Raw genomic sequence first — 23,661 nt, 5'->3', positions numbered from 1 at the left:
GGTTGTCAATCTTTGCGCAGACCTTTCCCAAGCGCCTCGTACATGATCGTCTTCAGCGCCAGTTGGATTCGCCCGCCTTGCGTCGGAGCCTGCACCATGAAGACAACGAGCAAATCATCCTGCGGATCGACAAAATAGAAACTTCCGCCTGCGCCATCCCACCGGTATTCGCCGAGCGGCCATGTCGTGTTTGGCGGCGATGAGGTGCGCACGGCAAAGCCAAGCCCGAAGCCGCTGGACGGACCCGGGAAATAGAAGGGATCGTGGATGATCTTGGTCTCGGGCCCGATCTGATCCGACGTCATCAGCGCGACCGTCTCGGGCTTGAGATACCGCCTGCCGTCCAGCTCGCCGCCGTTCAGCAGCATTTGCAGGAAGCGGGCGTAGTCCCGGGCCGTCGATACCAGGCCGGCGCCGCCGGATTCCCAGCGCCGCGGCACTGTTGGATCCCCGATTCCGGCCACCCGAAAGCGATCGACGGGAAATGCCTGGGCGATGCGCGGCCACTTCGCTCTATCAGCGACGTAGTATTCGGTCTCCGACATCCCGAGCGGATCGAACAGTCTCTGCTTCTCGAATTGAAACAGCGTTTGCCCTGACACCACCTCGATGACACGGCCAAGCACGTCTGTTGAATGACTGTAGTTCCAACGCGTTGCCGGCTGATCGGCGAGCGGCAGCGTCGCGATCCGGTCGGCGAATTCGGCATTGTCGAAATCGCCGGCGTACAGCTTGGGATCTGCATAGAGTTTCTGCACCGCGGTTTCGCCGAAGAAGCCATAAGTGATACCCGAAGTGTGCCGCAGCAGATCCCTGATCGTGATTGGACGCTTCAGCGGCTCGAGTTTGAGCGGATACTTTCCTGCTTCATCGGAAAGATCGACGCCAACCTTTGCATCCGCAAAGGCGTGAATGTATTTCGATATGGGATCATCGAGGGCCAGCTTGCCGTCGTCAACCAGCATCATCGCGGCAACCGAGGTGATGGCCTTCGACATCGAATAGATTTGGAAAATGGTGTCCGGCGTCATCGGCTGACTGGACGCAGGGTCGCGCACGCCGAAACATTCGAGATGGACCGGCTTGCCGTGCTGCTGAATCAACAGAACTGCGCCGGGAATCTTGCCGGTCGTAACTTCGTTGCGGACGTAGTTACCAATCCGGTCGAGGGCCGCGCGTGAAAAAGTTGGCGCGTCGGGCGCCTTCTCGCTTCCCGACGCTTGCGGTGAGCTACCGAAAAAAAGCAGCGCGAGCGCGACCGCAACAAGGCAGCGCCCGACGGCGCCGTTAGTTCTCGAGCGCTTCATAGACCAACTGCTTCAGCGTCCGCTGGATGCGCTGACGTTCCGTCGGCGTCTGCTCGAGCAGCACGAAGAACATGTCCTGCTTGCGGTCGACCACAAAATAGCAGCCGCTGGCGCCGTCCCACTTCAATTCGCCGAGCGATCCCGGCGGCGGCGGCTTGGCGTTGCCGGGATCGGTGCGCACCGCAAGCCCAAGGCCGAACCCGAAGCCGTCGCCGGGGAAATAGAAATAGTCCCGCTCGACCCCCGAGCCCGGCCCGACATGGTCTGATGTCATCAGCTTGAACGTCTCCGGCTTCAGGTAGGTCTTGCCCTCGAACGTGCCGCCATTGAGCAGCATCTGCGTAAAGCGTCGGTAGTCCGCCATGGTCGAATACATGCCGCCGCTGGCGAACTGGATTTTCTTGAAGTTGGTCGGATTGGTGTCGCGGCCAACGCGGAAATTGCTGTCGTTCGGCACCGGCAGCGCGATCAGCTTCTGCTTCTCCGGATCGATGACGTAAAAGCCGGTGTCGATCATGCCCAGCGGATCGAGCAGCCTCTCACGCATGATCGTGAGCAGCGGTTTGCCGGCCGCGACTTCCATGACCCGCGCCAGGACGTCGGTAGAATGACCGTATTGCCAGAGTGCGCCAGGATGATTGTGCAGCGGCAGCTTTGCGATCCGCTCCGCGAATTCGGCGAGATCAAAATCGCCCTCATAGATGTTGGCGGCGGCATAGGCCTTGCGGACCAGGCTATCGCCGTAGAAGCCATAGGTGATCCCCGACGTATGCAGCATCAGGTCGCGGACGATCATCGGCCGGTTTGGCGGCACCAGCTCCAGCGTCTTCTTGCCATCCTCAGTCTTTGTCTCGACGCCGACCTTCACATTCGCGAAGGATGGAATGTATTTCGAGACGGGGTCGTCGAGCTTGATCGTGCCGTCCTCGACCAGTTGCATGGCCACGACCGAGGTGATCGCCTTCGTCATCGAGAACAGGCGAAAGATTGTCTGGTCCGTGATCGGTTTCCTGGACTCCACGTCCTGCACGCCGAAGGTCTGATGATAGACCTCCTTGCCGTGCTGCTGGATCAGGACGTTGGCCCCGGCGATCTTGCCGGTCGTCACCTCGTTATTGAAGAACTCGGTGATCTTCGCGAGTTTGTCCTGGTTGAAATGCGCGCCGGCTGGAATATCGAAAGTTCCTTCGGCGCGGACCGGCGCTGCCGCGAGCAACAGCGCGCCGCAGATGAGCGCGCGCAGGATATGGCGTGAATTCATTGGACCCCTCTCCCCGGAATTCACGGGAGAGTGTAGCGGAGGCACGGTCAGGGACAAGGGCTGCCGAAGCCGGCCATTGCCTCTTCATGCAGCCGGCCGCTGTCAGCGGAGAAGCAGCAGAAGATGACCCTTGTCACGTGGGGCGCCGCCGCCAACGCATCGACGACGCTGGCGACCGCAATGCCGGCGGCGCGGTCGGGGGGAAAGCGATAGACGCCGGTGGAAATTGCAGGAAAAGCCACTGAGGCCAGGCCGTGCTTCTCGCAGAGTTCGATCGAGCGACGGTAGCAGGAACCAAGCAGACCGTCCTCGCCGCGATTGCCACCATTCCACACCGGCCCAACCGTGTGGATCACATGCTTGGCTGGAAGCCGATAGCCTTTGGTGATCTTGGCGTCGCCCGTGGCGCAGCCGTTCAGCGTGCGACATTCGGCAAGCAGCTCAGGACCGGCCGCGCGATGAATCGCCCCGTCGACACCGCCCCCGCCAAGCAGCGACGTATTCGCCGCGTTGACGATGGCGTCAACGCGCAGTGTCGTAATGTCGGCAACGATGACTTGGAGCCGCGCCTGGCCGATCTGGCGCGCGGAGCCGCTCAGGCGGAAGCCGCCGCGTTGACGGTGACACCCTTGTCGGCAAAGAGCTGCTGCAATTCACCGGCCTGGAACATCTCGCGGACGATGTCGCAGCCGCCGATGAACTCGCCCTTGACGTAGAGCTGCGGGATCGTCGGCCAGTTGGAATATTCCTTGATGCCGTTGCGCAATTCGGCGGATTCCAGGACGTTCAGGCCCTTGTAACCGACGCCGACGTGGTCGAGGATCTGCACGACCTGTCCGGAGAAACCGCACTGCGGAAACTGCGGCGTCCCCTTCATGAACAGTACGACGTCGTTCGACTTCACTTCGTTGTCGATGAATTGCTCGATGCTCATATTTGCTTCCTTTTGGGGCGCACGGCCCTCGCGGCTTCGCCTGGTGGCCGGTTCGTCCATCTAACCCGGTTGCTTCTCATATATGTAGCCCAAACCGTTGTGCATCCAAAGTAAAATGGCGAGGAGCCGGTATGCGGAGGGCTGGCTTAGGGGCCCAAGAGCGACCGCCACCCATAGTCTGACGATATCAATATCATAGCGGGGGAAGGCTTTTTTCCTGGACGGGAACCCCTATCTAGGACGGACCGCCCGCCGGGAACCAGTTTGCCAGACCAACGTTCTCCCCGCTAATCGGAGACCCCTGTGACGAAACCAGTATCCGCCGCGTCGCTTGCCAGCCCCGCCCCGTCACTCTTCTCCGATTCCGGCACCATCGTCCAGAATTTGGTGGAAGCCTACCTCGCCGTCCGCGACGAGACCGAGCGGCGGGCCGCTCCCTTGAGCGCTGAGGACCAACTCATCCAGTCGATGCCGGACGCAAGCCCGGCTAAATGGCATCGCGCCCATACCACCTGGTTTTTCGAGCAATTCCTGCTTGGCGAGCACTGCGAGGGTTACCAACCCTTCCACCCTGACTACGCGTTTCTATTCAATTCCTATTACGTCAGCGCCGGGCCGCGGCATGCCCGCCACCAGCGCGGCCACCTGACCCGCCCCAGCGCGGACGAGGTCACCGCCTATCGCCGCCATGTCGATGCTGCCGTGGTGAAGTTCTTTCAGACCGCCGGCGAGGAGCGCCTCGCCAGCCTTGTCCCGCTGGTCGAGACCGGCCTCAACCATGAGCAGCAGCATCAGGAATTGATGCTGACCGACATCCTGCACGCCTTCGCCCAGAACCCGATCCCGCCGGCCTACGACCCATCCTGGCGCTTGCCGGTATCGCATCGCGACGGCGACGAATGGGTCGTCCTTAACGAGGGTATCCATACCGTCGGGCACACCGACGACAGCTTCCATTTCGACAATGAAAAGCCCGCGCACCGCGCTCTTGTCGGCCCGGTGAGGCTCGCCCGCAACCTCGTGACCAATGCCGAATGGCTGGCTTTCATGGAGGATGGCGGCTACAGCACCGCCACGCTGTGGTTGATGGACGGTTTTGCCACGGCGACTAACGAGGGCTGGCAGGCGCCCGGCCACTGGCGCCAGATCGACGGCGATTGGCGGATCATGACGCTCGGCGGGTTGCAGCCGATCGACCCTTCGGCCCCGGTCTGCCATGTCAGCTATTACGAGGCGGACGCCTTCGCACGCTGGGCCGGCCGCCATCTGCCGACCGAAATGGAGTGGGAGGTCGCCGCCCGCGCCGGCCAGCTCAACGACGCCTTCGGCATCGTCTGGCAGTGGACCCGCAGCGCTTATTCCCCCTACCCCGGCTACCGGGCCATCGAGGGGGCGCTCGGCGAATACAACGGCAAGTTCATGGTCAACCAGCTAGTGCTGCGCGGCTCCTCGCTTGCAACTCCACCCGGCCACAGCCGTATCACGTACCGCAACTTCTTCTACCCGCACCACCGCTGGCAATTCACGGGGGTGCGCCTCGCCGACTACGCCTGACGTTTTTCGATCATCGAAGCGCGCCGGAAAGCGCGTTCAGGAGAGTATCATGAATGTGCATGCCGCCGCTTTGGCCCACACGCACCCGTTCGACGAGCAGACCACGGTATTCGCGAGCGACGTGATCGGCGGTCTCTCGCAATTTCCCAAGCGCCTGTCGCCGAAATATTTCTACGATGCCGCGGGTTCGGAGCTGTTCGAGCAGATCACGGTTCTGCCGGAATACTACCCGACCCGCACCGAGCTCGGCATCCTGCGCAGCCGCGGCAATGAGATCGCCGCGCGCATGCCGAAAGGCGCGGCGCTGGTCGAATTCGGCGCCGGCGCGACCACCAAGGTCCGCCTGCTGCTAGAGCGCTGCGATTTTTCCGCCTATGTCCCGGTCGACATTTCCGGCGACTTCCTGAACGCGCAGGCCAGCGGCTTGCGCAAGGATTTTCCCGATCTCGGCGTCTATCCGGTTGCCGCCGATTTCACCACGCCGTTCGAGCTGCCGGCTGAAATCGCCGAGATGCCCAAGGTCGGCTTCTTTCCGGGATCGACGCTCGGCAATTTCGAGCCGCATGAAGCGCGCGCCTTTCTGCGCAGCGCGCGCGACATCCTGGGCGAAAGCGCGCAGATGATCATCGGCGTCGACCTCGAGAAGAACGAGCGGGTGCTGTACGACGCCTATAACGACGCCGCCGGCGTCACCGCGAAGTTCAATCTCAACGTCCTGGTCCGCATCAACCGCGAGCTCGGCGGCAATTTCGATGTTTCCGCCTTCATGCACCGTTCGGTCTATAATCGCGAGCGCCATCGCATCGAGATGCACTTGATTTCAAAGAAAGCGCAGAGCGTGCGCATCCTGGGGCGGAACTTTTCATTCCGTCCCGGCGAGAGCATCCATACCGAGTCGAGCTACAAATACAGCCTTGACCGCTTCACCGCCTTGGCGCGCGAGTCGGGCTGGGCTGTGCGGGAATCCTGGACCGACCGCGACCAGATGTTTTCGGTTCACGCCCTGGTGGCGTCCGCCTGAAAGTTGGTCGCGGGCGTGCCGTTCACGTCTTGCAGACCGACCGCTTGCGGTCCGGCCGCGGCCGTCGCGTCGGGGCGATCCTGGGAGAAACAGATATCCAGTCGTCGGACAATCGGTCTGCGCCCAAGAGCCACGCATGAATGATCCGCCACTTGTCCTGTCCACGAGACTGGAAATCCAGTAGCGGCGATGCGGCGTCCTGCAGTTCGTGATAGAATTTCAGCGAGTCTTTTCCAGTCGGTCCGTGCGGCTCGATCGTCTGCGTCACGACCCAGCGGTCCCACTCTTGAATGATCCGTACTCTTGCTTCGCTCTGTTTCATAGGCGCGTATTCCCGGCCACGGCACCCCCGTGGGCACTGAGTGATCGCGCTGGTCAAGGTTTGATGGAAAGGTGCTTACGCCGCCGCGCGTCCCCACACCTTTGCCGGGAGCCAACTATAACCAAACTTCTTAACAAGTGTTCATCTTTATTACCCCGCCCGCAAAAGGGTCCATCTGCGCTTCCGTTTACCCATCGAAACGTCCAAATTTTGACGCGGACTCAGCCGAGTTTCTCCTGCAGCATGGCTTCGGGGTGAGTTCGTGCGAGGGGATGTCAGCATGGGGAACGCCTATCCAGCGTCCAGCAATCACGGACAACGTTCCGGATCGTCGTCTGTTCACGATGATGCGGATACCGGCTGGGATGAGGAAGCAGACACCGAGCGGGCAGCGCTTCGCGAGGAAAATGCGAGGCTTCGGGCGCTCGTCGTCCAACTGTCAACTCTCGTTCTCAGAAACGTCGTCGATCAGAACAGTCAGCCGCAACTGATGCCGGTCAGGCCGCCAAGGTTCGATTAGGCCAGCTTCGACTAGGCTAAGGCCGGACTAGGCCAGGACTGGACTAAAGCTACTATTCTTTCGGGCTCGACCGCAGCGACGTCGTCTCCCACACCGCGACCATAATCATGATCGCGGTGGTCAGGATCGACAGCGTCAGCGGCGACAACTCGCTTGCGAACCAGGCGAGCCCGCAAAGCACGATGATGCCTGCCCCATGTGAGAGTTGCAGGAAGCCGCGAAAGCTGTGCTTGAACAAGAGAGTCCCTAACAGAAACAGCAGGGGGCCGCCGATCGCACTCGTTACCGTCTTGAGATCGGAATGACCGCCCGGGTGTTTCAGCACCAGTTCGTCAGCCACCGCCGAGACGATGATGCCGGCGACGATCGGCATGTGCAGATACGTGTAGGCAAGCCGCGCCAGCCTGCCCGGCTCGCTCGATTTTGAAAGCTGCTCGGAGCCGGCCTCGGCGCCGATATGGAAATAGACCCACCACATCGCGATGCTGCCGACGAGCGCCGAGACGAACGCCAGAACGTTTTCGCTCGTCCAGGTGAGTTCGGCGAACGTCGCCCCGATGACGACGATGGATTCGCCAAGGGCGATGATGATGAACAGCGCGCAGCGCTCGGCCATGTGGCCGCCTTCGATCATCCAGTCCGCGACCGAGGACGCGCCGTAGCCGGGAATCCAGAACCGTACCGCCGGCGAAATATATTCGATGACCAGCGCAACGGCCCACAGCGTCAACCGCTGCTGACCTTCGAGCATCCCGCCGGCGATCCAGAAGACGGCGGAGACCGACAGCCAGGCAGCAATCCGGATTGCATTCATGCGTGTCCGCGGCCGCGAGGCCGGCGTCGACAACCACAGAAATATCGTCTTGCCGACCTGCATCGCCGCATAGGCGATGGCAAACCACAAGCCGCGCTCGTCAAACGCCTTTGGGATCGAGGTCGACAGCACCAGCCCGCCCAGCATCATCGCAAACAGCAGCAGCCGGACCGGCGTCTTTTCGGGATTGAGCCAGTTGGTGATCCAGGAGGTGAAGACCCACACCCACCAGACCGCGAGAAACAGCAGCGTGACCTGCAGCGCGCCGGAAAGCGTAAAATGCGCGAGCAGCGTGTGCGAGACTTGCGTGACCGCAAAGACGAAGACGAGGTCGAAGAACAGCTCCGCATAGGTGACGCGGCTGTGCTGGTGCGGCACGATCGCGCGAAACATCGCGCCGTGCGGATTGTCCGTCATCGGTGCTCCCGCGCGCGTGGTCGGGACTAACCGTCAGGTACGCCGGGGTCCGTCAGGTACCCCGGTTTGCAGCGCCAGCGCATGCAGCAGGCCGCCCATCTGCCCTTTGAGCGACTGATAAACGATCTGGTGCTGCTGTACGCGCGACTTGCCACGGAACGATTCCGAGATCACGGTCGCGGCGTAGTGGTCGCCATCGCCTGCGAGATCGCGGATCGTCACCTCGGCATCGGGGATAGCTGCCTTGATCATCGACTCGATATCGTGGGCATCCATCGGCATTCCAGCATGTCTCCGTCAGGTGTTTCGAATCACGGCCCGCTCGCGCGACCGTGACGGCCAAACCTAGCGCTTACGGTCTTCTAGGTCACGCCTCGTGGCACTATATTCCGGGCCGAACCGTTTGACACCGCGAGATCGCGTCGCGCCCGATCATTTCGGGCTGACCGCAAAAAGAGGCTCAGAATCATGAAATTGCCCGGTCCCGACCATCCGATCACGATTACCGCGAACCCCAAGCGTGTCCGCGTCCTGGCCGATGGCGTGGTCGTCGCCGATACCACCCACGCGCTGACCCTGAAGGAAGCCAGCTATCCGGCGGTGCAATATGTGCCGCGCGAGGACGCCAATATGGCGCTTCTGGCCCGCACCGAGCGAACCACGCACTGCCCCTACAAGGGGGATGCGAACTACTTCAGCATCAATGCCAACGGCAAAAGCATCGAAAATTCGATCTGGACCTACGAGACGCCCTTCCCGGCCATGGCCGAGATCGCAGGCCATCTGGCGTTCTACCCGGACAAGGTGACGATCGAGGAAGTGGCATAGCAGGGACAACGTCATTCCTGGATGCCGCAAAGCGCCAGACCTCAGATGCGCAATTGCGCATCGGGGAATCTCGAGATTCTCAGGTGCGCAATTGCGCACCATAGTTCGCGTCTTCGACGCGCCGCGGAATGACGACGTCGGGCTAAGCCCTGAATATTGTTAGCCCGAGGATCAGGAGCACCAGGAAGATCACGACGAAAACATAGAACAGAAAGCGGGCGATGTCGGCAGAGGCCTCCGAAATGCCGGTGAAGCCGAGAATGCCGGCGACAACAGACACCAGAAAGAAGATCAGCGCCCATTTGAGAATTGTCATTGCTTGCTCCGCAACCTCTGCGCGCCGCGCCCATGGCGGCCGACTTCAGCTAACGGCGGCTCGCGCCGGGGGTTCCGAAGCAGCCCGGGGATGCGGTCGCCAGCGCCCAGAATGGGCCTTGCTGAATCAGGTTCCCGGCGGCAACATTTGTCCATTAGCCTGGCTGGGAGGCGCGCATGACATCGATTTCCGCCGTGGGGCATGCCGACGTGAGCGCGGTGCCCAAAGCCAAATCGCGAAACCTTTCGCTTGATCGCGCCCGCAGCTTCCTGACGCTGGTGGTGCTGCTCCACCATGCCGTTATCCCCTATACGTATTTTGGTCACACTGATCCGAAGTACTTCTTCGGCTTCGACATGATCGTGCTCGCCACCGACAGTTTCTTCATGGCGATGTTCTTTTTCCTGTCGGGCTTGTTTGCGTGGTCGGGCATCGCACGCAAGGGACCGCTGAGCTATCTGACAGATCGCTTGCTTCGGCTTGGCCTGCCCTTCGTGATCTGCGCCTTCACGGTCATTCCGCTCGCCTATTACGCCATCTCGCTGCGGCACCATCCCGAGATCGGCTTTTCGGAATACTGGTGTAATATGGTCACGAAGGGCCCGTGGCCGAGCGGACCGATCTGGTTCCTCTGGGTCCTGCTCAGTTTCGACGTGGTGGCCTGCATCTTGTATCGGCTGTCTCGCAACTTGCTCGATCCGATCAACCGCCTCTCGCTGTACGGTCGTCGCCGGCCCGCCCTGTTCTTCGCGGTCATGCTTGCCGTCACCGCTGCATTCTATGTCCCCGGGCTGATGCGTTATGGACCAAGCAACTGGTTCGAGTTCGGGCCGTTCTCGGTGCAGCACGGGCGCGTGATGCTCTATGCGAGCTACTTCTTTTTCGGTGCCGGCATCGGCGTCGCGCAAATGGATCGCGGGCTGCTCGCGGCAGACGGCCGCATGGCGAAGGTCAGCTGGGACTGGATGGTGCTGGCGATCGTTCCGTATTGCCTCTTGTGGGTGCTGATCTTCATCAAGCGCCAGATACTGGGCAACCCGTCGCCGCTGCCGAACTGGTATGAAGCGCTCTACGCCGTCTGCTTCACCGTCTTCAGCGTGGCCATCATGTTTCTGATCCTGGCCTTGTTCCAGAGGTTCAGGCAATCAGGCTCAGCCAAGCTGCTCGATCCGATGCAACCGGACGCCTACGGCATGTTCCTGGTGCACTATCCGATCGCGCTTTGGCTGCAATACTGGCTGTTCGACTATGACCTGCCAGCGATCGTCAAGGCCACGATCGGGTTCGTGCTGACAGTCGCGGCGAGCTGGGCGCTGACACGAGCGTTGCGGCAGATCCCAGGCGCGACAAGGGTGCTGTGATCTAAGCGGCGGTCATTCCGGGGCGATGCGTCAGCATCGAACCCGGAAACTCGAGATTCCGGGTCTGGTCCTTCGGACCATCCCGGAATGACGACCAGCCTACGACGCCTTCCCGCTCATATAGGCGGGCAGCCAATGCTCGAACGCAGTGTTGAGCGCGCTTACCGCCACCTGCCCCTCGCCGGCCACTGCGAGCGTATCGCCGCCGGTGGTGCCGATCCGCGCGCACGGCACGCCTGCGCCCTTCATCTTGGCCAGCACCAGGCCGGCGTCTGCCGCCGATACCGTCACGATGTAGCGCGCCTGATCCTCACCGAACCAGTAAGCTTGCGGCACGATCGATGTTGGCGCCGCCAGTAGCTGCGCGCCGATACCACCGGCGATTGCCATTTCGGCCAGCGCGATCAAGAGGCCGCCGTCGGAGACGTCATGCACGGCCGTGGCCGTGCCGGCATGGATCATGCCGCGCACCACGTTGCCGTTGCGCTTTTCGGCTGCAAGGTCGACCGGCGGCGGCGCGCCCTCTTCGCGGCCGCAGATGTCGCGCAGATACACCGATTGTCCGAGCCAGCCTTGGGTGTCGCCGATCAGGAGGATCGCTTCGCCCGCCGCCTTGAACGCCAGCGTGGCCGACTTGGTGAAGTCGTCGAGCAGACCGACGCCGCCGATCGAGGGCGTCGGCAGAATGCCGCGGCCGTTGGTTTCGTTGTAGAGCGAGACGTTGCCGGACACGACCGGGAAGTCCAGCGCGCGGCAGGCTTCGCCGATGCCCTTCAAGCAGCCGACGAACTGGCCCATGATCTCGGGCCGTTCCGGATTGCCGAAATTGAGGTTATCCGTGATCGCGAGCGGACGGCCGCCGACCGCCGTGATATTGCGCCAGGCTTCCGCCACCGCCTGCTTGCCGCCTTCGAACGGATCGGCCTCGCAATAGCGCGGCGTCACATCGACGGTGAGCGCAAGCCCCTTCGGCCCGTTCTCGACACGCACCACGGCGGCATCTCCGCCCGGGCGCTGCACGGTATTGCCTAAAATGACGTGGTCGTATTGCTCCCACACCCAACGCCTCGAGCACAATTCGGGCGTGCCGATCAGCTTCTCCAGCGCCGGAATGATTCCGATCGGCGGCGTCACCTCGCGCGCATGCACCACCGGCAGCGGCTCAGAGGCGACATGCGGCCGATCGTAGACCGGCGCCTCGTCGCCCAATTCCTTGATCGGCAGATCGGCCATGATGTCGCCGCCATGCTTGACCACGAAGCGCTTGCTCGGCGTGGTGTAGCCAACCACGGCGAAATCGAGGCCCCACTTCGTGAAGATCGCCTCGGCCTCTTTTTCCTTCTCGGGCTTGAGCACCATGAGCATGCGCTCCTGACTTTCCGAGAGCATCATCTCGTAGGCGCTCATGCCGCTCTCGCGCGTCGGCACATGATCGAGGATCAGGTCGACGCCGAGATCGCCCTTGGCGCCCATTTCGACCGCTGAGCAGGTCAGGCCCGCCGCGCCCATGTCCTGGATCGCGATGACGCAGCCTTTTTCCATGATCTCGAGACAGGCCTCGAGCAAAAGCTTTTCGGCGAAGGGATCGCCAACCTGCACTGTCGGGCGCTTCTCCTCGGAATTGTCGTCGAACTCGGCCGAGGCCATCGAGGCGCCGTGGATGCCGTCGCGGCCGGTCTTGGAGCCGAGATAGACGATCGGCATGTTCACGCCGGAGGCCGCCGCGTAGAAGATCTTGCTGGATTCGGCCAGCCCAACCGCCATCGCATTGACCAGGATGTTGCCGTCGTAGCGGGTATGGAAACGCACCTGGCCGCCGACCGTCGGCACGCCGAAGGAATTGCCGTAGCCGCCGACGCCGGCCACCACGCCCGACACCAGATGGCGCGTCTTGGGATGTTCCGGCGCGCCGAAAGACAGCGCATTAAGACAGGCGATCGGCCGCGCGCCCATCGTGAAGACGTCGCGCAGGATGCCGCCGACGCCGGTTGTCGCGCCCTGATAGGGCTCGATGTAGCTCGGGTGGTTATGGCTCTCCATCTTGAACACGACCGCCTGGCCGTCGCCGATGTCGATCACGCCCGCGTTCTCGCCCGGGCCCTGGATCACCCACGGCGCCTTGGTCGGCAGGCCGCGTAGATGGATGCGCGAGGATTTGTACGAGCAGTGCTCGTTCCACATCGCCGAGAAAATCCCGAGCTCGGTGAAGGTCGGCACCCGCCCGATCAGCTTGAGGATGCGCTCATACTCATCCGGCTTCAGGCCGTGGCTGGCGACGATTTCGGGGGTGATCTGGGGCTCGTTCATAGGTGCCTTCATAGGAAGATCGACGGGAGGCGAAAAGGCCTTTTATGACGCATTTCGGCCCTGTCCAGAGCTTTGCGAAGAGCGCCTTGCAGGATCGGCGTTTGCACATCGTTCCCGGATCGGATTTAAGGGCTGAAACATCCAATTGAAGGCCATTTTTAGTGAACGAACTCCCCCAAAATGCATTCCACCGCCGCCCCGATCTGCATGTCGAAACCGAGGGCGAATTTGCGGGCTGGCGGACCTGGACCCGCGACAGTTTTGAGACCCATAACGGCCCCTTCTGGCACCGGATGGACGAGAACGGCAAGGTGCAGTGCGCATTCCGGGTCGAGAAGAAGCATCTCAACGGACAGCGTAACGTCCATGGCGGCTGCTTCATGTCGTTCGCCGACTATTGCCTGTTTGCGATCGCCTCGTCCGTGCTGGAGGGTCCCGGCGTGACGGTTTCCTTCGCCTGCGAATTTCTCGACGCTGCACGCGAGGGCGAACTGGTCGAATGCGACGGTGAAATCACGCGCGCCGGCGGCTCGCTGATCTTCCTGCGCGGCGTGCTGAAATCGGGCGAGCGGCCGCTGTTCACCTTCTCAGGCACCATCAAGCGGATGAAGTGGAAGAAGCCGGCAGGCGCCGCCGCCATTGTCACCTGATGCGCCACAGGCCCGTCGCGGCTGGCGCGATTATGCGTTGCTGCTCGCGCCGGCGGGCGCTTCATCTCGACGCGATCACCGATTGCGGACGTCGGAAGCTGTTCGCGCAGCAGTGAACCATTGCCTCGCCAATCCCGGTCCTGTTGATCACCTGGGCGCAGCAGGATCTATCGCATGATGAAGACACGCCTCTGCTCTTCCAGCAGCTTGTCCACTTCACGTCTCGGCCGCGAAATTCTCTCCGGGGAACAGCAACGATCTGTGATTGGCCGGACAGGAACGCATCCGAGCGCATGGTGTTGCGCCGTTATGCAACCAGAGCAGGAGCAATCATGAAACTCGCAACAATCGGATTGGCGATGGCGATGACATTGACGAGCACGTTCGCGCTGGCGCAGGCCGGCGGCAGCGGCGCGGGCGGAAGTTCGGGCACCGGCGGCGCAGCGGCAGGTGGTACGGCTGCGGGCGGTGCGGCAGGATCCTCCACCAGCGGAACGACCGCCGGAAGTGGAACGGGCGGTGGTTCCACCACCGGCATGAGCAACGACGCCGGCAGCGCCGCGGCCGCACGCAACAGCACCGTGAATCCGTCCGGGAACACGCACATCAATCCCTCGCCCAGCGGTTCGACGCTCGGACCGTCAGGACCCGGCTCGCCGACCGGCAGATAACAACGGCAGACAACAAAAGCCCCGCAATGCGGGGCTTTTTCATTCATGTGATCGCTGAGCGCTATTTGTTTTCTTCCAGCAGCTTGCGGTACTTCTCGACGTCGCGCGTCACCAGTTGGCCAAGCACCTCGCTGGCGTGCTCGTTGGCGTCGGGCGCGACAGTGGAGAGATCGTGAAAGCGCTTCTTCACCGCTTCGCTCTCGACGGCGGCTTTCGCCGCGGCATTCAGTTTCGCGATGATCGCCGGCGGCGTGCCCTTCGGCGCAAACAGGCCGTTCCAGCCCTGTGCTTCGAAGTCAGGAAGCCCGGCGTCCGCCGAGGTCGGCAGGTCCGGCAAGGTCGCAAGCCGCACAGTCGAGCCCACTACGAGACCTTTCACCAGCTTGTCGTCGATCGCCTGCGACACCGAGGCAGCGGAGTCGCAGACACCATCGATCTGGCCACCGATCGCATCCGTGAGCGCCGGCGCCGCGCCGCGATAGCCGACGAGCTGGACGTCAATGCCGGCAGCCTGCACAAAGCTCTTGCAGATCAGGTAATTCGATGAGCCGACGCCGGCATGGCCGAGATTGACCTTGCCGGGATTCTTCTTCGCGTAGGCGATGAAGTCCTGCAGGTTCTTGGCCGGGAAATCCTTGCGCACCGCGACAATGCCGAAGGTTTTCGCAACGACCGCGATCGGCACAAAGGATTCCGGCGTGAACGGCAGTTTCGGATAGATCGTATAGGTTGCGGCGCTGGTGCCGGCATTGCCGATCGCGATGGTGTAGCCGTCGGCTTCCGCGCGCGCAGCACGCGCCAGCGCGGTCGAGCCGCCGGCGCCCGCGACATTCTCGATCACGATCGGCTGCCCGAGCGACTTGCTCATCTCCTCGGCGACTACCCGGGCGATCACGTCGGAAGTGCCGCCGGCCGCGAACGGCACGATCATGCTGATGGGACGCTTTGGATAGTCCTGCGCATACGCGGCCGTCGCCAGAGACAGCGCCGCCACCGTGCCCGCCAATTTCGAGATGAACGACTTCACGCCGCTTTTTCCAGATGCGCGGCAAGCCCTGCGAACAGCCCGCGGCCGTCGGTGCAGCCCATGATGTCTTCGACGTGATTTTCCGGGTGCGGCATCATGCCGAGCACATTGCCACGCTCGTTGACGATGCCGGCGATCGACTGCGCGGCGCCGTTGATGTTGGACTCCTCGTCGACGACGCCCTCAGGGGTGCAGTAGCGATAGAGCACCCGCCCCTCGCCTTCGAGCCGCTTCACCGTCTCCTCGTCAGCCTCGTAGTTGCCCTCGCCATGTGCAACGGGCACGCGGATGACTTGGCCGGCATTATAGCCGCGCGTGAACGGCGAATCCGAGCGCTCCACCCGCAGATGGACATCCTTGCAGATGAATTTCAGCCGCGCATTGCGCATCAAGACGCCGGGCAGCAGCCCCGCTTCGCACAGGATCTGAAAACCGTTGCAAACGCCGAGCACCAGCCCGCCACCGGCCGCATATTTGCGCACCGCGTCCATCACCGGTGCGCGCGCCGCAATGGCGCCGCAGCGCAGATAGTCGCCGTAGGAAAAACCGCCGGGCACGACGACGAGATCGGTACCCTTCGGCAACTCGGTCTCGGCATGCCACACCATCGCGGCCTCCTGGCCGGAGACGAGCTTGAGCGCCCGCGCCATGTCGCGCTCGCGATTGATTCCGGGAAAGACGAGAACGGCTGATTTCATGGCGGTTCCGGCAGGAAAGGAGATTCGTCGGCAGGCCGCCGACCAGCCCAGACATAACCATTTGACGCGGTTTTTTCCAGTGCTAGCGTCGCCAAAACGGCCTGCGTGGAAGCCGCACTCAACAACAATCGCTCAGGGATGGAAGCCATGAATGTCCCGTCGCGGGCGACATCTGCAACCGAACCGATGACCTCCGATGGCGTCGTCGCGGCCGGTGTTTACGTCGATGGCCGCCGCATCGCCAATATCGCCATAGAGGAGGCGTCGAGCTGGCGCAGCAAGCCCGGTCACGTCGTCTGGATCGGTCTCTACGAGCCGGATCTCGCGCTCCTGAGAAGCGTGCAGCAGCAATTCGACCTGCACGATCTCGCAATCGAGGACGCCAATCACGCCCATCAGCGCCCCAAGATCGAGCAATATGGCGACGGCCTGTTCATCGTGGCGCGGACGGCACAACTGATCAAGGGCCGGATTGCGTTCGGCGAGACCCATTTGTTCGTCGGCGAAGGCTATCTGGTCTCGGTGCGCCACGGCGCATCGACGTCATATGCGGCGGTGCGCGAGCGCTGCGAGAGCTGTCCCCGCGCGCTGGCGCGCGGCGAGGACTATATTCTCTACGCCATCCTCGATTTCATCGTCGACAATTACTCCCCGGTGCTGGATGCGATCCACGAAGAGGTCGAGGAGATCGAAGACTACGTGCTCGCCAACGCCATCACGCGCACCGAGGTCGAGCGGCTCTATATGCTGCGCCGGGATCTGTTGCGGCTGCGCAACGCGATCGGGCCGCTGGTGGAAGTGTGCCGCCGGCTTGAACACGACAATTTGCCAATGGTGCGCTCGACCATGCGGCCGCTGTTTCGCGATGTCACCGACCATGTCAGGACGATTCAGGAGCGCACCGATTCAATGCGCGAGGTGCTGGCGTTCGCGTTCGAGGCAAGCCTTTTGGTTGGCCAGGCGCAGGAGACCGCGGTCTCCAAGAAGCTGGCCTCATGGCTCGCCATCATCGCCGTGCCGACGGCGCTCGCCGGAATCTACGGCATGAATTTCAAGCACATGCCCGAACTGGATTGGGACTACGGCTACTTCATGGTGCTGGGATTGATGCTCGCCGCCTGCAGCGCACTGTACTGGCGATTCCGCCGTGCCGGATGGCTGTGAGCGGCCGGCAGGTCTTACAACGTCGGCGCGTCATTCAATTCGAGGCGGTGCTCGATACGATCCAGACGGCCTTCGTGCCGGACCAATGTCGCATGAATTCCAGAGATCTCCTGGAATACGCCGGTGATCTCCTGCCTAATGCCATTCTGAGACGTGCGCGACGCCTGCATCTCCTGCTTGAGTTCATCGACCTTGCCGTCGACCTGGGCCAAGCGAGCCTGGACCGACCTCAACACCTCAAACATCAACTCCATCGTCACGTCGGCCATTTAACCCACCCTCAAGCCTTCACCTCGATAGCGTAATTCTCGATCACGGTGTTCGCCAACAGCTTGTCGGCGGCATCCTTCAATGCCGCCTCGGCCTTGGCCTTGTCCGAACCCGACAGCTCGATGTCGAACACCTTGCCCTGACGGACGCTGGCAACGCCATCGACGCCGAGCGATTTCAGCGCGCCTTCGATGGCCTTGCCCTGCGGGTCGAGAATGCCGGACTTCAACGTAACGGTAACGCGTGCCTTCACGAGACTTGCCCCAGTTCTTCTTCAGCTCTTCACCAGCACCGGGCCGGTGCCGGCCGGGCGCTCGTTCTCCATCAGAATGCCCAGCCGTTTCGCCACTTCGGTATAGGCTTCAAGCAAACCGCCGAGATCCCTGCGGAAACGATCCTTGTCGAGCTTCTCGTTCGACTTGATGTCCCACAGCCGGCACGAGTCGGGCGAGATCTCGTCGGCGACGATGATCCGCATCATCTCGTTCTCGAACAGCCGGCCACATTCCATCTTGAAATCGACCAGACGGATACCGATGCCGAGGAAGAGACCGGTGAGGAAGTCGTTGACGCGGATGGCGAGCGCCATGATGTCGTCGATTTCCTGCGGCGTCGCCCAGCCGAACGCGGTGATGTGCTCTTCCGACACCATGGGGTCGTTGAGCTGGTCGTTCTTGTAGTAGAACTCGATGATCGAGCGCGGTAGTTGGGTGCCCTCCTCGATGCCGAGGCGCTGCGACAGCGAGCCGGCCGCGACGTTGCGCACCACGACCTCCAGCGGCACAATCTCGACCTCGCGAATCAACTGCTCGCGCATGTTGAGGCGGCGGATGAAATGGGTCGGCACCCCGATGTCGTTGAGGTGCTGAAACAGATATTCCGAAATCCGGTTGTTGAGGACGCCCTTGCCCTCGATCACCTGGTGTTTCTTGGCATTAAACGCGGTCGCATCATCCTTGAAGTGCTGAATGAGGGTTCCGGGCTCCGGGCCTTCATACAGGACCTTGGCCTTGCCTTCATAAATTCGGCGTCGACGGCTCATTGGGATGTACCGTGTTTTGTTGAAATCCATGAAATTGGTGTGCTCCGGATGACAAGGGTTTGCGACCACGACGGAGCTGCCGTGAAGGCCAGATCCTGAACTAACACGACCGGAAACAGAACAAGAACCTCGCCTACGGGCAACCTATCCGATTGGCCCACCCAGCACAATCGACCCGGCTCGATTGGGCCCAACTTATCCCGGTCGCCTGCGGCCGAACGGCCTGTTGTTTTACCGAATCGCCCCCTCTATCTAGGTAGGCGATCGGGCCGCGACAACACGGCCTTGTTTACCATTTGCGGGGATTGGAACCGAAGAATGACCACTTTCGACAAGCGCGAGGAAGGTTTTGAGAAGAAATTCGCCCTCGACGAGGAGCAGAAGTTCAAGGCTGAGGTTCGCCGCAACAAGCTGCTCGGTCTTTGGGCAGCGGAAAAGCTGGGATTAACCGGCGATGCCGCCACAGCCTATTCCAAGGAAGTGGTCGCGGCCGATTTCGAACAGGCGGGCGATCAGGATGTCCAGAACAAGGTGGTGAAGGATTTTGCCGCCAAGGGCGTCGCCGTCACCGCGCAAGAAGTTCGCGTCAAGATGGACGAGTTGATGGCGGTGGCTGCCGCCCAGGTAAAGGCGGGGAACTGACCCCAACGTCATTCCGGACGACGCGAAGGGGCGATCCGGAATCTCGAGATTCCGGGTCTGGTCCTTCGGACCATCCCGGAATGACGGCGCTAACGTCCTAGCGCCCTGGTCTCCCGATATTCCTTCCGGACAATCTCGAGCAACCGTCGCGCCGCCGCGCTCAGGAAGCCGCCGCGGCGCGTCACCGTCACCACATCGTGGCTCGCCTTCAGATCGCGCACGCCGATGGTTGCGATCGTCTTTTGTCGCAGCTCCTCGGCTGCGTTGCTCTCAGACAGTAGCGCGATGCCGAGTCCGGCCTCGACCAGCCGCTTCTGCGCCGTCAGACTGTCGACCGGCGTCCACGCGATTTCACCCAGACCATGGGTGTGAAACAGCGCAAAGACATGCGCGGCCGTGATTTCGCGCCGTCCCGGCACGACCGGAAAGGCGATCCAGCGCTCGCCGCGCAGCTCGGCGAGCTTTGCGACCCGGCGGCCGGCGCGCGGATGGTCCAGCGCGCACACCACCTGCAGCCGCTCTGAGGCCAGCAATTCGCAATCGAGGTCGCGCGAGCCGTCGCGGTCGTAACGGAGCCCAATGGTCACCTCGCCGCGCCGGACCATGTCGCTGACCTCCGCACTGGTCGCGGTGCGCAAGCTCAATTCAACCTGCGGATGGGTGGCCGCAAACCGCTTGAGAACCGCCGACAGTCGCCCGCCGGCGAGCGTGCCAACCACGGCCAACGCGATGGGTCCTGAATTCGGCCGCGCCAATGCGCGCACCGCATTCTCTGCATCCTGGGCTGCGGCGACCGCGCGCTCGGCGTAAGGCACCAACACCCTCCCCGCGTCGCTCAACATGGTGCGGCCCGCGATCCGCTCAAACAGCGGCACGGCGAGCTCCTGTTCAAGCAGGGCAATGCGCCGCGAGATCGCCGGCTGGGAACGGTGCAGCGCCTTTGCGGCGCTCGAAATGCCGCCGCGGCGATGTACCGTCAGGAAAGTGAGAAGCGCATCGCTATCCAATTTGGCGTCCATGCAAAAAGCTGATGATATCTAGAGAAATAACAAATTTGGCTGATGGAGGATAGCCCGCTAGTTTCGTCGCCAGCCGGACAAGGCCAACAAACGAAGCGGAGATTGCCGATGCGAAGTCAGATGGAAAGAGCCGAAGCGTTTCGCGAGCTGCATGCGCGGCCCGGCGCGTTCATCATCCCCAATCCGTGGGACGCCGGCACCGCAAAGCTGCTCGGCGCGATGGGATTTGAGGCGCTTGCGACCACGAGCCTCGGCCTCGCCAACACGCTCGGCAGCGTCACCGTCAGCCTGGATGCCATCATCGAGAACTGCCGGGTGATCGCGGAAGCGACCGATCTGCCCGTCAATGCCGATCTGGAGAATTGCGGCGCCGACGATCCGAAGACTGCGGCAAGAGCGATCACGCGCGCGGCGGAAGCAGGCGTCGTCGGCGGCTCAATCGAGGATTTTTCCGGCGATCCGCGGCGGCCGATCTATGATTTCTCGCTCGCGGTCGAGCGTGTGCAGGCGGCGGTTGAAGCAGCGCGCGCGCTGCCCTTCCCGTTCACGCTGACCGCGCGGGCGGAAAACTTCCTGCACGGCCGCAAGGATCTCGACGACACCATCAAGCGGCTGCAGGCGTTCGAGGCCGCAGGCGCCGACGTCCTGTATTCACCCGGCCTCTACGACCTCGCCACGATCCGCACCGTGGTGTCGTCGGTGGGCAAACCGTTCAATTTGGTGATGGGCTTTGCCGATCCGACGCTGACGCTTCCACAGCTCGCCGACGCCGGCGTCAAGCGCATCAGCGTCGGCGGCGCGATGGAGCGCTACGCGCTGGCGGCGTTCCTGAAATGCGCCCGCGAGATGAAGGAGCGTGGCGCGTTCACCTATGTACGCGACATGGCGCCGATCGCCGAAGTGCGGGCGGCGTTTAGGTGATGCTCTCTCCCCGTCATTGCGAGCGCAGCGAAGCAATCCATTCCTCAACGCGGGGATAGATGGATTGCCTCGTCGCTTCGCTCGTCGCAATGACGGGTGGAGAGATGCCTCACCCGTCCTTGAACCCATATTCCGGCACATTGCCGCTGGCGCCGTAATATTTGTACGGCAGGAACTTGCCGGACATCGTGATCTTGACGCGATCGCCCTTCGGATTGGGCAGGCGCTCCATCACCATGTCGAAATCGATCGCCGACATGATGCCGTCGCCATACTCTTCCTCGATCAGCGCCTTCCAGGCCGGGCCGTTGACCATCACCAGCTCGTAGAAGCGATAGATCAAAGGATCGGTCGGCGGCATCGGCGTGCCGGTGCCGCGCATCGGCACCTCGTTGAGCATCGCGATTTCCGCTTTCGACAGCCCGAACAATTCGCCGGCATTGGCGGCCTGCGGTTTGGTCAGCTTCATCTGGCCGAGGATGGCCCCGACGATCAGCACCTCCGAATAGCCGCCGATCTTTTCGCAGATGTGCTTCCAGCTCCAGCCCTTCTCGCGCTTGATGTCGAGCAGCTTTTCGGTGAGGTCTTCACGTTTCATGGATGGTCTCCTTATGTATTCGTCATGCCCGGGCTTGTCCCGGGCATCCACGTCTTGTTTCGCACAGCCTAAGAAGACGTGGATGGCCGGGCCAAGCCCGGCCATGACGCCTCTGTGAAATCCTCGCCTGTCGATGTCACGATGAGCTCCGGCTTGCCCGGCCGCACCACAGGCACATTGCGCGGATCATGATCGGTCACGGTGGCGGCAAACGTCTTGCTGCGGCTGACCAGGAAATCGACGATGTGGTTGCGCACCGCGTAATAGAGCGGATGGCGGTGCAGATCGATGCGGCCGCGATCCTTCGGCAGTGGATTTTCCACGATCTCCGCCAGCACAGCGCCGGGGCCGTTGGTCATCAGAAAAATCTTGTCGGCGAGATAGATCGCCTCATCGACATCATGGGTAATCATGAACGCCGTCTGCCCCGTTTCGAGACAAATGCGCCGCACCTCGTCTTGCAGTGTTCCGCGCGTCAGCGCGTCCAGCGCCGAGAACGGCTCGTCCATCAGCATGATCTTTGGCGTGATCGAGAGCGCCCGCGCAATCCCGACGCGCTGCTTCATGCCGCCCGACAGTTCCGACGGCCGTTTGTGCTCGGAGCCGGTCAGCCCGACCAGATCGATGAACTTCTGCGCATGCGCCTTTACCTTGACGCGATCCCAGTTGCGCCACTTCGAGGTCACGGCATAGGCGACGTTGCCGAGCACCGTGCGCCATGGCAAGAGCGCGTGGCTCTGGAAGATCACGGCGCGGTCGAGGCTCGTGCCTTCGATCGCCTGCCCGTCGACGATCACGGCGCCCTCGCTCGGCTCGTCGAGCCCGGCCAGGATGTTGAGCACCGTGGTCTTGCCGCAGCCGGAATGGCCGATCACGCAGCCGAACTCGCCGCGCTTCATCGACAGCCAGAGATTCTCGAAAATCGTGGTCCCGCCGCCACCCGCGTCCGGATAGCGCCGCGCGATACCCTCGATGGAAATGAATTTGTCGGTCATCGCCATCACTCCGGAAACGTGACCATGCGCGTAAACCGCGCCAGGATCTGGTCCAGCAGCATGCCGACGATGCCGATCATGAGGATGGCGATGATGACGTTGGTGATCGAGAGATTGTTCCACTCGTTCCAGACGAAGTAGCCAATGCCGGTGCCGCCCACCAACATCTCGGCCGCGACGATCACGAGCCAGGCGATGCCGATCGAGATGCGCATGCCGGTCAGGATCGTCGGCGCGGCGGCCGGCAGGATCACGGTGAAGGCACGCCTGACGGTGCCGACTTCCAGCGTGCGCGCGACGTTGATCCATTCCTTGCGTACCGCGGCGACGCCAAACGCGGTATTGAGCAGCATCGGCCACACCGAGCAGATGAAGATCACGAAGATCGCGGAGATCGAGGAATCCTTGATGGTGTAGAGCGCGAGCGGCATCCAGGCCAGCGGCGAAATCGGCTTCAGCACCTGGATGAAGGGATCGAGCGCCTTGCTGATCAACGGCGACATCCCGATCAGGAATCCAAGCGGAATGGCGACGATCACCGCGAGCAGATAGCCGAGGCCGACGCGCGCGATGGAATAGCCGAGCTGGATGCCCAGCCCCTTGTCGTTCGGGCCATTGTCGTAGAACGGTTGCCTGAGGTGCTCCCACAATTTCGCGCCGACATCGAGCGGCCCCGGCATCGCCGATTTGCCCTGGGTTGCTGTCAGCCCCATCAGCTTGGCGTATTCCGGCGACATGGTGGTGGTCGCAGCCGTCGGGCGCGTGGCGAGATGCCAGATACCGAGGAACGCCGCAAACAGCGCGATCGAGACGACAGCCGCACGGATACGAAGGGAGGCGGTCATCGGGGACAGTCCTTCCGTATGTCGTCCCGGCGAACGCCGGGACCCATACGCCGTGCCGGCTCTGTGAGGCACGATGTTGGAGACCTTCCTTCATTACCAGCGCCGCGGAGTATGGGTCCCGGCATTCGCCGGGACCACAGCTGCAAATGGAGGTGCG

The 23,661-nt window shown here is 62.3% G+C and carries 27 protein-coding genes; 8 read left to right on the top strand and 19 right to left on the bottom strand.

The window, feature by feature from the left end; all coding sequences use genetic code 11:
* Nucleotides 1–5: 5 nt before the first annotated feature.
* Genes HCN50_RS07750 through grxD form a run of 4 tightly spaced genes read right to left on the bottom strand, consistent with a single transcriptional unit; the run spans nucleotide 6 to nucleotide 3,502 of the window.
* Complete coding sequence (locus tag HCN50_RS07750; RefSeq protein WP_171709013.1) at nucleotides 6–1,307, bottom strand: serine hydrolase domain-containing protein; 1,302 nt, start codon at nucleotides 1,305–1,307, stop codon at nucleotides 6–8.
* On the bottom strand, nucleotides 1,288–2,568 hold the full coding sequence (locus tag HCN50_RS07745) for a serine hydrolase domain-containing protein (RefSeq protein ID WP_171709012.1): 1,281 nt from the start codon (nucleotides 2,566–2,568) through the stop codon (nucleotides 1,288–1,290). Before HCN50_RS07745 ends, HCN50_RS07750 begins: the two co-directional genes overlap by 20 nt.
* A 47-nt stretch (nucleotides 2,569–2,615) precedes the next feature.
* The gene (locus HCN50_RS07740) at nucleotides 2,616–3,167 is read right to left on the bottom strand and encodes an O-acetyl-ADP-ribose deacetylase (protein WP_171709219.1); all 552 of its coding nucleotides are present in this window, start codon (nucleotides 3,165–3,167) and stop codon (nucleotides 2,616–2,618) included.
* Nucleotides 3,164–3,502: a Grx4 family monothiol glutaredoxin gene (gene grxD / locus HCN50_RS07735; protein WP_171709011.1), complete on the bottom strand. Its 339-nt coding sequence runs from the start codon at nucleotides 3,500–3,502 to the stop codon at nucleotides 3,164–3,166. Before grxD ends, HCN50_RS07740 begins: the two co-directional genes overlap by 4 nt.
* 303 nt (nucleotides 3,503–3,805) lie before the next feature.
* Between grxD and egtB the strand changes: the two genes are divergently transcribed.
* The gene (egtB, locus tag HCN50_RS07730; RefSeq protein WP_171709010.1) at nucleotides 3,806–5,056 is read left to right on the top strand and encodes an ergothioneine biosynthesis protein EgtB; all 1,251 of its coding nucleotides are present in this window, start codon (nucleotides 3,806–3,808) and stop codon (nucleotides 5,054–5,056) included.
* A 49-nt stretch (nucleotides 5,057–5,105) separates the two neighbouring features.
* Nucleotides 5,106–6,077, top strand: a complete 972-nt coding sequence (egtD, locus tag HCN50_RS07725) for an L-histidine N(alpha)-methyltransferase (protein ID WP_171709009.1) — start codon at nucleotides 5,106–5,108, stop codon at nucleotides 6,075–6,077.
* Nucleotides 6,078–6,099: 22 nt separating this feature from the next.
* Here the strand turns inward: egtD and HCN50_RS07720 are convergent, their stop codons facing one another.
* The 3 genes from HCN50_RS07720 to HCN50_RS07710 all read right to left on the bottom strand — a co-directional run bounded on the left by HCN50_RS07720 (nucleotide 6,100) and on the right by HCN50_RS07710 (nucleotide 8,432).
* Nucleotides 6,100–6,399, bottom strand: a complete 300-nt coding sequence (locus HCN50_RS07720) for a hypothetical protein (protein ID WP_171709008.1) — start codon at nucleotides 6,397–6,399, stop codon at nucleotides 6,100–6,102.
* 572 nt (nucleotides 6,400–6,971) lie between these two features.
* Entirely contained in the window at nucleotides 6,972–8,150 is a 1,179-nt protein-coding gene (locus tag HCN50_RS07715) for a low temperature requirement protein A (RefSeq protein ID WP_171709007.1), read from the bottom strand.
* Between the two features lie 33 nt (nucleotides 8,151–8,183).
* On the bottom strand, nucleotides 8,184–8,432 hold the full coding sequence (locus HCN50_RS07710; protein WP_171709006.1) for a BolA family protein: 249 nt from the start codon (nucleotides 8,430–8,432) through the stop codon (nucleotides 8,184–8,186).
* Nucleotides 8,433–8,618: 186 nt separating this feature from the next.
* Between HCN50_RS07710 and HCN50_RS07705 the strand changes: the two genes are divergently transcribed.
* Entirely contained in the window at nucleotides 8,619–8,978 is a 360-nt protein-coding gene (locus HCN50_RS07705; RefSeq protein ID WP_171709005.1) for a DUF427 domain-containing protein, read from the top strand.
* Nucleotides 8,979–9,120: 142 nt separating this feature from the next.
* On the opposite strand, the gene HCN50_RS07700 is transcribed toward HCN50_RS07705, so the two are convergent.
* Nucleotides 9,121–9,294 carry a DUF1328 domain-containing protein gene (locus HCN50_RS07700; protein WP_171578267.1) on the bottom strand — a complete coding sequence of 58 codons (174 nt, stop codon included), beginning with the start codon at nucleotides 9,292–9,294 and terminating at the stop codon, nucleotides 9,121–9,123.
* Nucleotides 9,295–9,470: 176 nt separating this feature from the next.
* Here HCN50_RS07700 and HCN50_RS07695 point away from each other — a divergent pair, with 176 nt between their 5' ends.
* Entirely contained in the window at nucleotides 9,471–10,655 is a 1,185-nt protein-coding gene (locus HCN50_RS07695; RefSeq protein ID WP_171709004.1) for an acyltransferase family protein, read from the top strand.
* Nucleotides 10,656–10,754: 99 nt separating this feature from the next.
* On the opposite strand, the gene purL is transcribed toward HCN50_RS07695, so the two are convergent.
* Entirely contained in the window at nucleotides 10,755–12,962 is a 2,208-nt protein-coding gene (gene purL, locus HCN50_RS07690) for a phosphoribosylformylglycinamidine synthase subunit PurL (protein WP_171709003.1), read from the bottom strand.
* A 161-nt stretch (nucleotides 12,963–13,123) separates the two neighbouring features.
* On the opposite strand from purL, the gene HCN50_RS07685 reads away from it, so the two are divergent.
* On the top strand, nucleotides 13,124–13,612 hold the full coding sequence (locus HCN50_RS07685) for a PaaI family thioesterase (RefSeq protein ID WP_171709002.1): 489 nt from the start codon (nucleotides 13,124–13,126) through the stop codon (nucleotides 13,610–13,612).
* A 307-nt stretch (nucleotides 13,613–13,919) separates the two neighbouring features.
* Here HCN50_RS07685 and HCN50_RS07680 read toward each other — a convergent pair whose 3' ends face one another.
* Genes HCN50_RS07680 through purQ form a run of 3 tightly spaced genes read right to left on the bottom strand, consistent with a single transcriptional unit; the run spans nucleotide 13,920 to nucleotide 16,008 of the window.
* Entirely contained in the window at nucleotides 13,920–14,330 is a 411-nt protein-coding gene (locus tag HCN50_RS07680; protein WP_171709001.1) for a hypothetical protein, read from the bottom strand.
* Between the two features lie 14 nt (nucleotides 14,331–14,344).
* Nucleotides 14,345–15,310, bottom strand: a complete 966-nt coding sequence (locus tag HCN50_RS07675) for a tripartite tricarboxylate transporter substrate-binding protein (RefSeq protein ID WP_171709000.1) — start codon at nucleotides 15,308–15,310, stop codon at nucleotides 14,345–14,347.
* Complete coding sequence (purQ, locus tag HCN50_RS07670) at nucleotides 15,307–16,008, bottom strand: phosphoribosylformylglycinamidine synthase subunit PurQ (RefSeq protein WP_171708999.1); 702 nt, start codon at nucleotides 16,006–16,008, stop codon at nucleotides 15,307–15,309. The genes HCN50_RS07675 and purQ overlap by 4 nt, the downstream gene beginning before the upstream one ends.
* A gap of 147 nt (nucleotides 16,009–16,155) precedes the next feature.
* Between purQ and corA the strand changes: the two genes are divergently transcribed.
* Nucleotides 16,156–17,172, top strand: a complete 1,017-nt coding sequence (gene corA, locus HCN50_RS07665; protein WP_171708998.1) for a magnesium/cobalt transporter CorA — start codon at nucleotides 16,156–16,158, stop codon at nucleotides 17,170–17,172.
* A gap of 14 nt (nucleotides 17,173–17,186) precedes the next feature.
* On the opposite strand, the gene HCN50_RS07660 is transcribed toward corA, so the two are convergent.
* From HCN50_RS07660 to purC, 3 genes are read right to left on the bottom strand one after another with little or no spacing between them, the layout of a single operon-like run.
* The gene (locus HCN50_RS07660) at nucleotides 17,187–17,441 is read right to left on the bottom strand and encodes a hypothetical protein (protein ID WP_171708997.1); all 255 of its coding nucleotides are present in this window, start codon (nucleotides 17,439–17,441) and stop codon (nucleotides 17,187–17,189) included.
* An 11-nt stretch (nucleotides 17,442–17,452) separates the two neighbouring features.
* Nucleotides 17,453–17,695, bottom strand: a complete 243-nt coding sequence (purS, locus tag HCN50_RS07655) for a phosphoribosylformylglycinamidine synthase subunit PurS (protein ID WP_171578275.1) — start codon at nucleotides 17,693–17,695, stop codon at nucleotides 17,453–17,455.
* 21 nt (nucleotides 17,696–17,716) lie between these two features.
* Complete coding sequence (gene purC / locus HCN50_RS07650; protein ID WP_171708996.1) at nucleotides 17,717–18,484, bottom strand: phosphoribosylaminoimidazolesuccinocarboxamide synthase; 768 nt, start codon at nucleotides 18,482–18,484, stop codon at nucleotides 17,717–17,719.
* 318 nt (nucleotides 18,485–18,802) lie between these two features.
* Here purC and HCN50_RS07645 point away from each other — a divergent pair, with 318 nt between their 5' ends.
* Nucleotides 18,803–19,126 (top strand): DUF1476 domain-containing protein, encoded by a 324-nt coding sequence (locus HCN50_RS07645; protein WP_171708995.1) that lies wholly within the window; start codon nucleotides 18,803–18,805, stop codon nucleotides 19,124–19,126.
* Nucleotides 19,127–19,215: 89 nt separating this feature from the next.
* On the opposite strand, the gene HCN50_RS07640 is transcribed toward HCN50_RS07645, so the two are convergent.
* A complete protein-coding gene (locus HCN50_RS07640; RefSeq protein WP_235976818.1) occupies nucleotides 19,216–20,145 on the bottom strand; it encodes a LysR family transcriptional regulator in 930 nt (309 codons plus the stop codon).
* A gap of 108 nt (nucleotides 20,146–20,253) precedes the next feature.
* Between HCN50_RS07640 and HCN50_RS07635 the strand changes: the two genes are divergently transcribed.
* The gene (locus tag HCN50_RS07635; RefSeq protein ID WP_171708994.1) at nucleotides 20,254–21,066 is read left to right on the top strand and encodes an isocitrate lyase/PEP mutase family protein; all 813 of its coding nucleotides are present in this window, start codon (nucleotides 20,254–20,256) and stop codon (nucleotides 21,064–21,066) included.
* A gap of 109 nt (nucleotides 21,067–21,175) precedes the next feature.
* On the opposite strand, the gene cynS is transcribed toward HCN50_RS07635, so the two are convergent.
* The 3 genes from cynS to ntrB all read right to left on the bottom strand — a co-directional run bounded on the left by cynS (nucleotide 21,176) and on the right by ntrB (nucleotide 23,504).
* Nucleotides 21,176–21,664: a cyanase gene (gene cynS / locus HCN50_RS07630; RefSeq protein ID WP_171708993.1), complete on the bottom strand. Its 489-nt coding sequence runs from the start codon at nucleotides 21,662–21,664 to the stop codon at nucleotides 21,176–21,178.
* Nucleotides 21,665–21,732: 68 nt separating this feature from the next.
* Nucleotides 21,733–22,659 carry an ABC transporter ATP-binding protein gene (locus tag HCN50_RS07625; protein WP_171708992.1) on the bottom strand — a complete coding sequence of 309 codons (927 nt, stop codon included), beginning with the start codon at nucleotides 22,657–22,659 and terminating at the stop codon, nucleotides 21,733–21,735.
* A 5-nt stretch (nucleotides 22,660–22,664) separates the two neighbouring features.
* Complete coding sequence (gene ntrB, locus HCN50_RS07620; protein ID WP_171708991.1) at nucleotides 22,665–23,504, bottom strand: nitrate ABC transporter permease; 840 nt, start codon at nucleotides 23,502–23,504, stop codon at nucleotides 22,665–22,667.
* Between the last annotated feature and the right edge of the window lie 157 nt (nucleotides 23,505–23,661).

The sequence above is a fragment of the Bradyrhizobium archetypum genome (assembly GCF_013114835.1).
Lineage (GTDB): Bacteria > Pseudomonadota > Alphaproteobacteria > Rhizobiales > Xanthobacteraceae > Bradyrhizobium > Bradyrhizobium archetypum.
The sequence above is the reverse complement of the archived record's forward strand: the minus strand, read 5'-3'. Positions and strand labels throughout refer to the sequence as shown.

What these genes read in the sequence shown, in the direction of transcription:
- egtD (WP_171709009.1), top strand. Translation starts at nt 5,106, where the DNA reads ATGAATGTGCATGCCGCCGCTTTGGCCCACACGCACCCGTTCGACGAG.
- grxD (WP_171709011.1), bottom strand. Translation starts at nt 3,502, where the DNA reads ATGAGCATCGAGCAATTCATCGACAACGAAGTGAAGTCGAACGACGTC.
- HCN50_RS07750 (WP_171709013.1), bottom strand. Translation starts at nt 1,307, where the DNA reads ATGAAGCGCTCGAGAACTAACGGCGCCGTCGGGCGCTGCCTTGTTGCG.
- HCN50_RS07745 (WP_171709012.1), bottom strand. Translation starts at nt 2,568, where the DNA reads ATGAATTCACGCCATATCCTGCGCGCGCTCATCTGCGGCGCGCTGTTG.
- HCN50_RS07715 (WP_171709007.1), bottom strand. Translation starts at nt 8,150, where the DNA reads ATGACGGACAATCCGCACGGCGCGATGTTTCGCGCGATCGTGCCGCAC.
- HCN50_RS07680 (WP_171709001.1), bottom strand. Translation starts at nt 14,330, where the DNA reads ATGAATGAAAAAGCCCCGCATTGCGGGGCTTTTGTTGTCTGCCGTTGT.
- ntrB (WP_171708991.1), bottom strand. Translation starts at nt 23,504, where the DNA reads ATGACCGCCTCCCTTCGTATCCGTGCGGCTGTCGTCTCGATCGCGCTG.
- HCN50_RS07660 (WP_171708997.1), bottom strand. Translation starts at nt 17,441, where the DNA reads ATGGCCGACGTGACGATGGAGTTGATGTTTGAGGTGTTGAGGTCGGTC.
- HCN50_RS07700 (WP_171578267.1), bottom strand. Translation starts at nt 9,294, where the DNA reads ATGACAATTCTCAAATGGGCGCTGATCTTCTTTCTGGTGTCTGTTGTC.
- corA (WP_171708998.1), top strand. Translation starts at nt 16,156, where the DNA reads ATGAATGTCCCGTCGCGGGCGACATCTGCAACCGAACCGATGACCTCC.
- HCN50_RS07720 (WP_171709008.1), bottom strand. Translation starts at nt 6,399, where the DNA reads ATGAAACAGAGCGAAGCAAGAGTACGGATCATTCAAGAGTGGGACCGC.
- HCN50_RS07635 (WP_171708994.1), top strand. Translation starts at nt 20,254, where the DNA reads ATGCGAAGTCAGATGGAAAGAGCCGAAGCGTTTCGCGAGCTGCATGCG.
- HCN50_RS07705 (WP_171709005.1), top strand. Translation starts at nt 8,619, where the DNA reads ATGAAATTGCCCGGTCCCGACCATCCGATCACGATTACCGCGAACCCC.
- purC (WP_171708996.1), bottom strand. Translation starts at nt 18,484, where the DNA reads ATGAGCCGTCGACGCCGAATTTATGAAGGCAAGGCCAAGGTCCTGTAT.
- HCN50_RS07640 (WP_235976818.1), bottom strand. Translation starts at nt 20,145, where the DNA reads ATGGACGCCAAATTGGATAGCGATGCGCTTCTCACTTTCCTGACGGTA.
- HCN50_RS07710 (WP_171709006.1), bottom strand. Translation starts at nt 8,432, where the DNA reads ATGCCGATGGATGCCCACGATATCGAGTCGATGATCAAGGCAGCTATC.
- cynS (WP_171708993.1), bottom strand. Translation starts at nt 21,664, where the DNA reads ATGAAACGTGAAGACCTCACCGAAAAGCTGCTCGACATCAAGCGCGAG.
- HCN50_RS07645 (WP_171708995.1), top strand. Translation starts at nt 18,803, where the DNA reads ATGACCACTTTCGACAAGCGCGAGGAAGGTTTTGAGAAGAAATTCGCC.
- purL (WP_171709003.1), bottom strand. Translation starts at nt 12,962, where the DNA reads ATGAACGAGCCCCAGATCACCCCCGAAATCGTCGCCAGCCACGGCCTG.
- HCN50_RS07695 (WP_171709004.1), top strand. Translation starts at nt 9,471, where the DNA reads ATGACATCGATTTCCGCCGTGGGGCATGCCGACGTGAGCGCGGTGCCC.
- HCN50_RS07625 (WP_171708992.1), bottom strand. Translation starts at nt 22,659, where the DNA reads ATGACCGACAAATTCATTTCCATCGAGGGTATCGCGCGGCGCTATCCG.
- purQ (WP_171708999.1), bottom strand. Translation starts at nt 16,008, where the DNA reads ATGAAATCAGCCGTTCTCGTCTTTCCCGGAATCAATCGCGAGCGCGAC.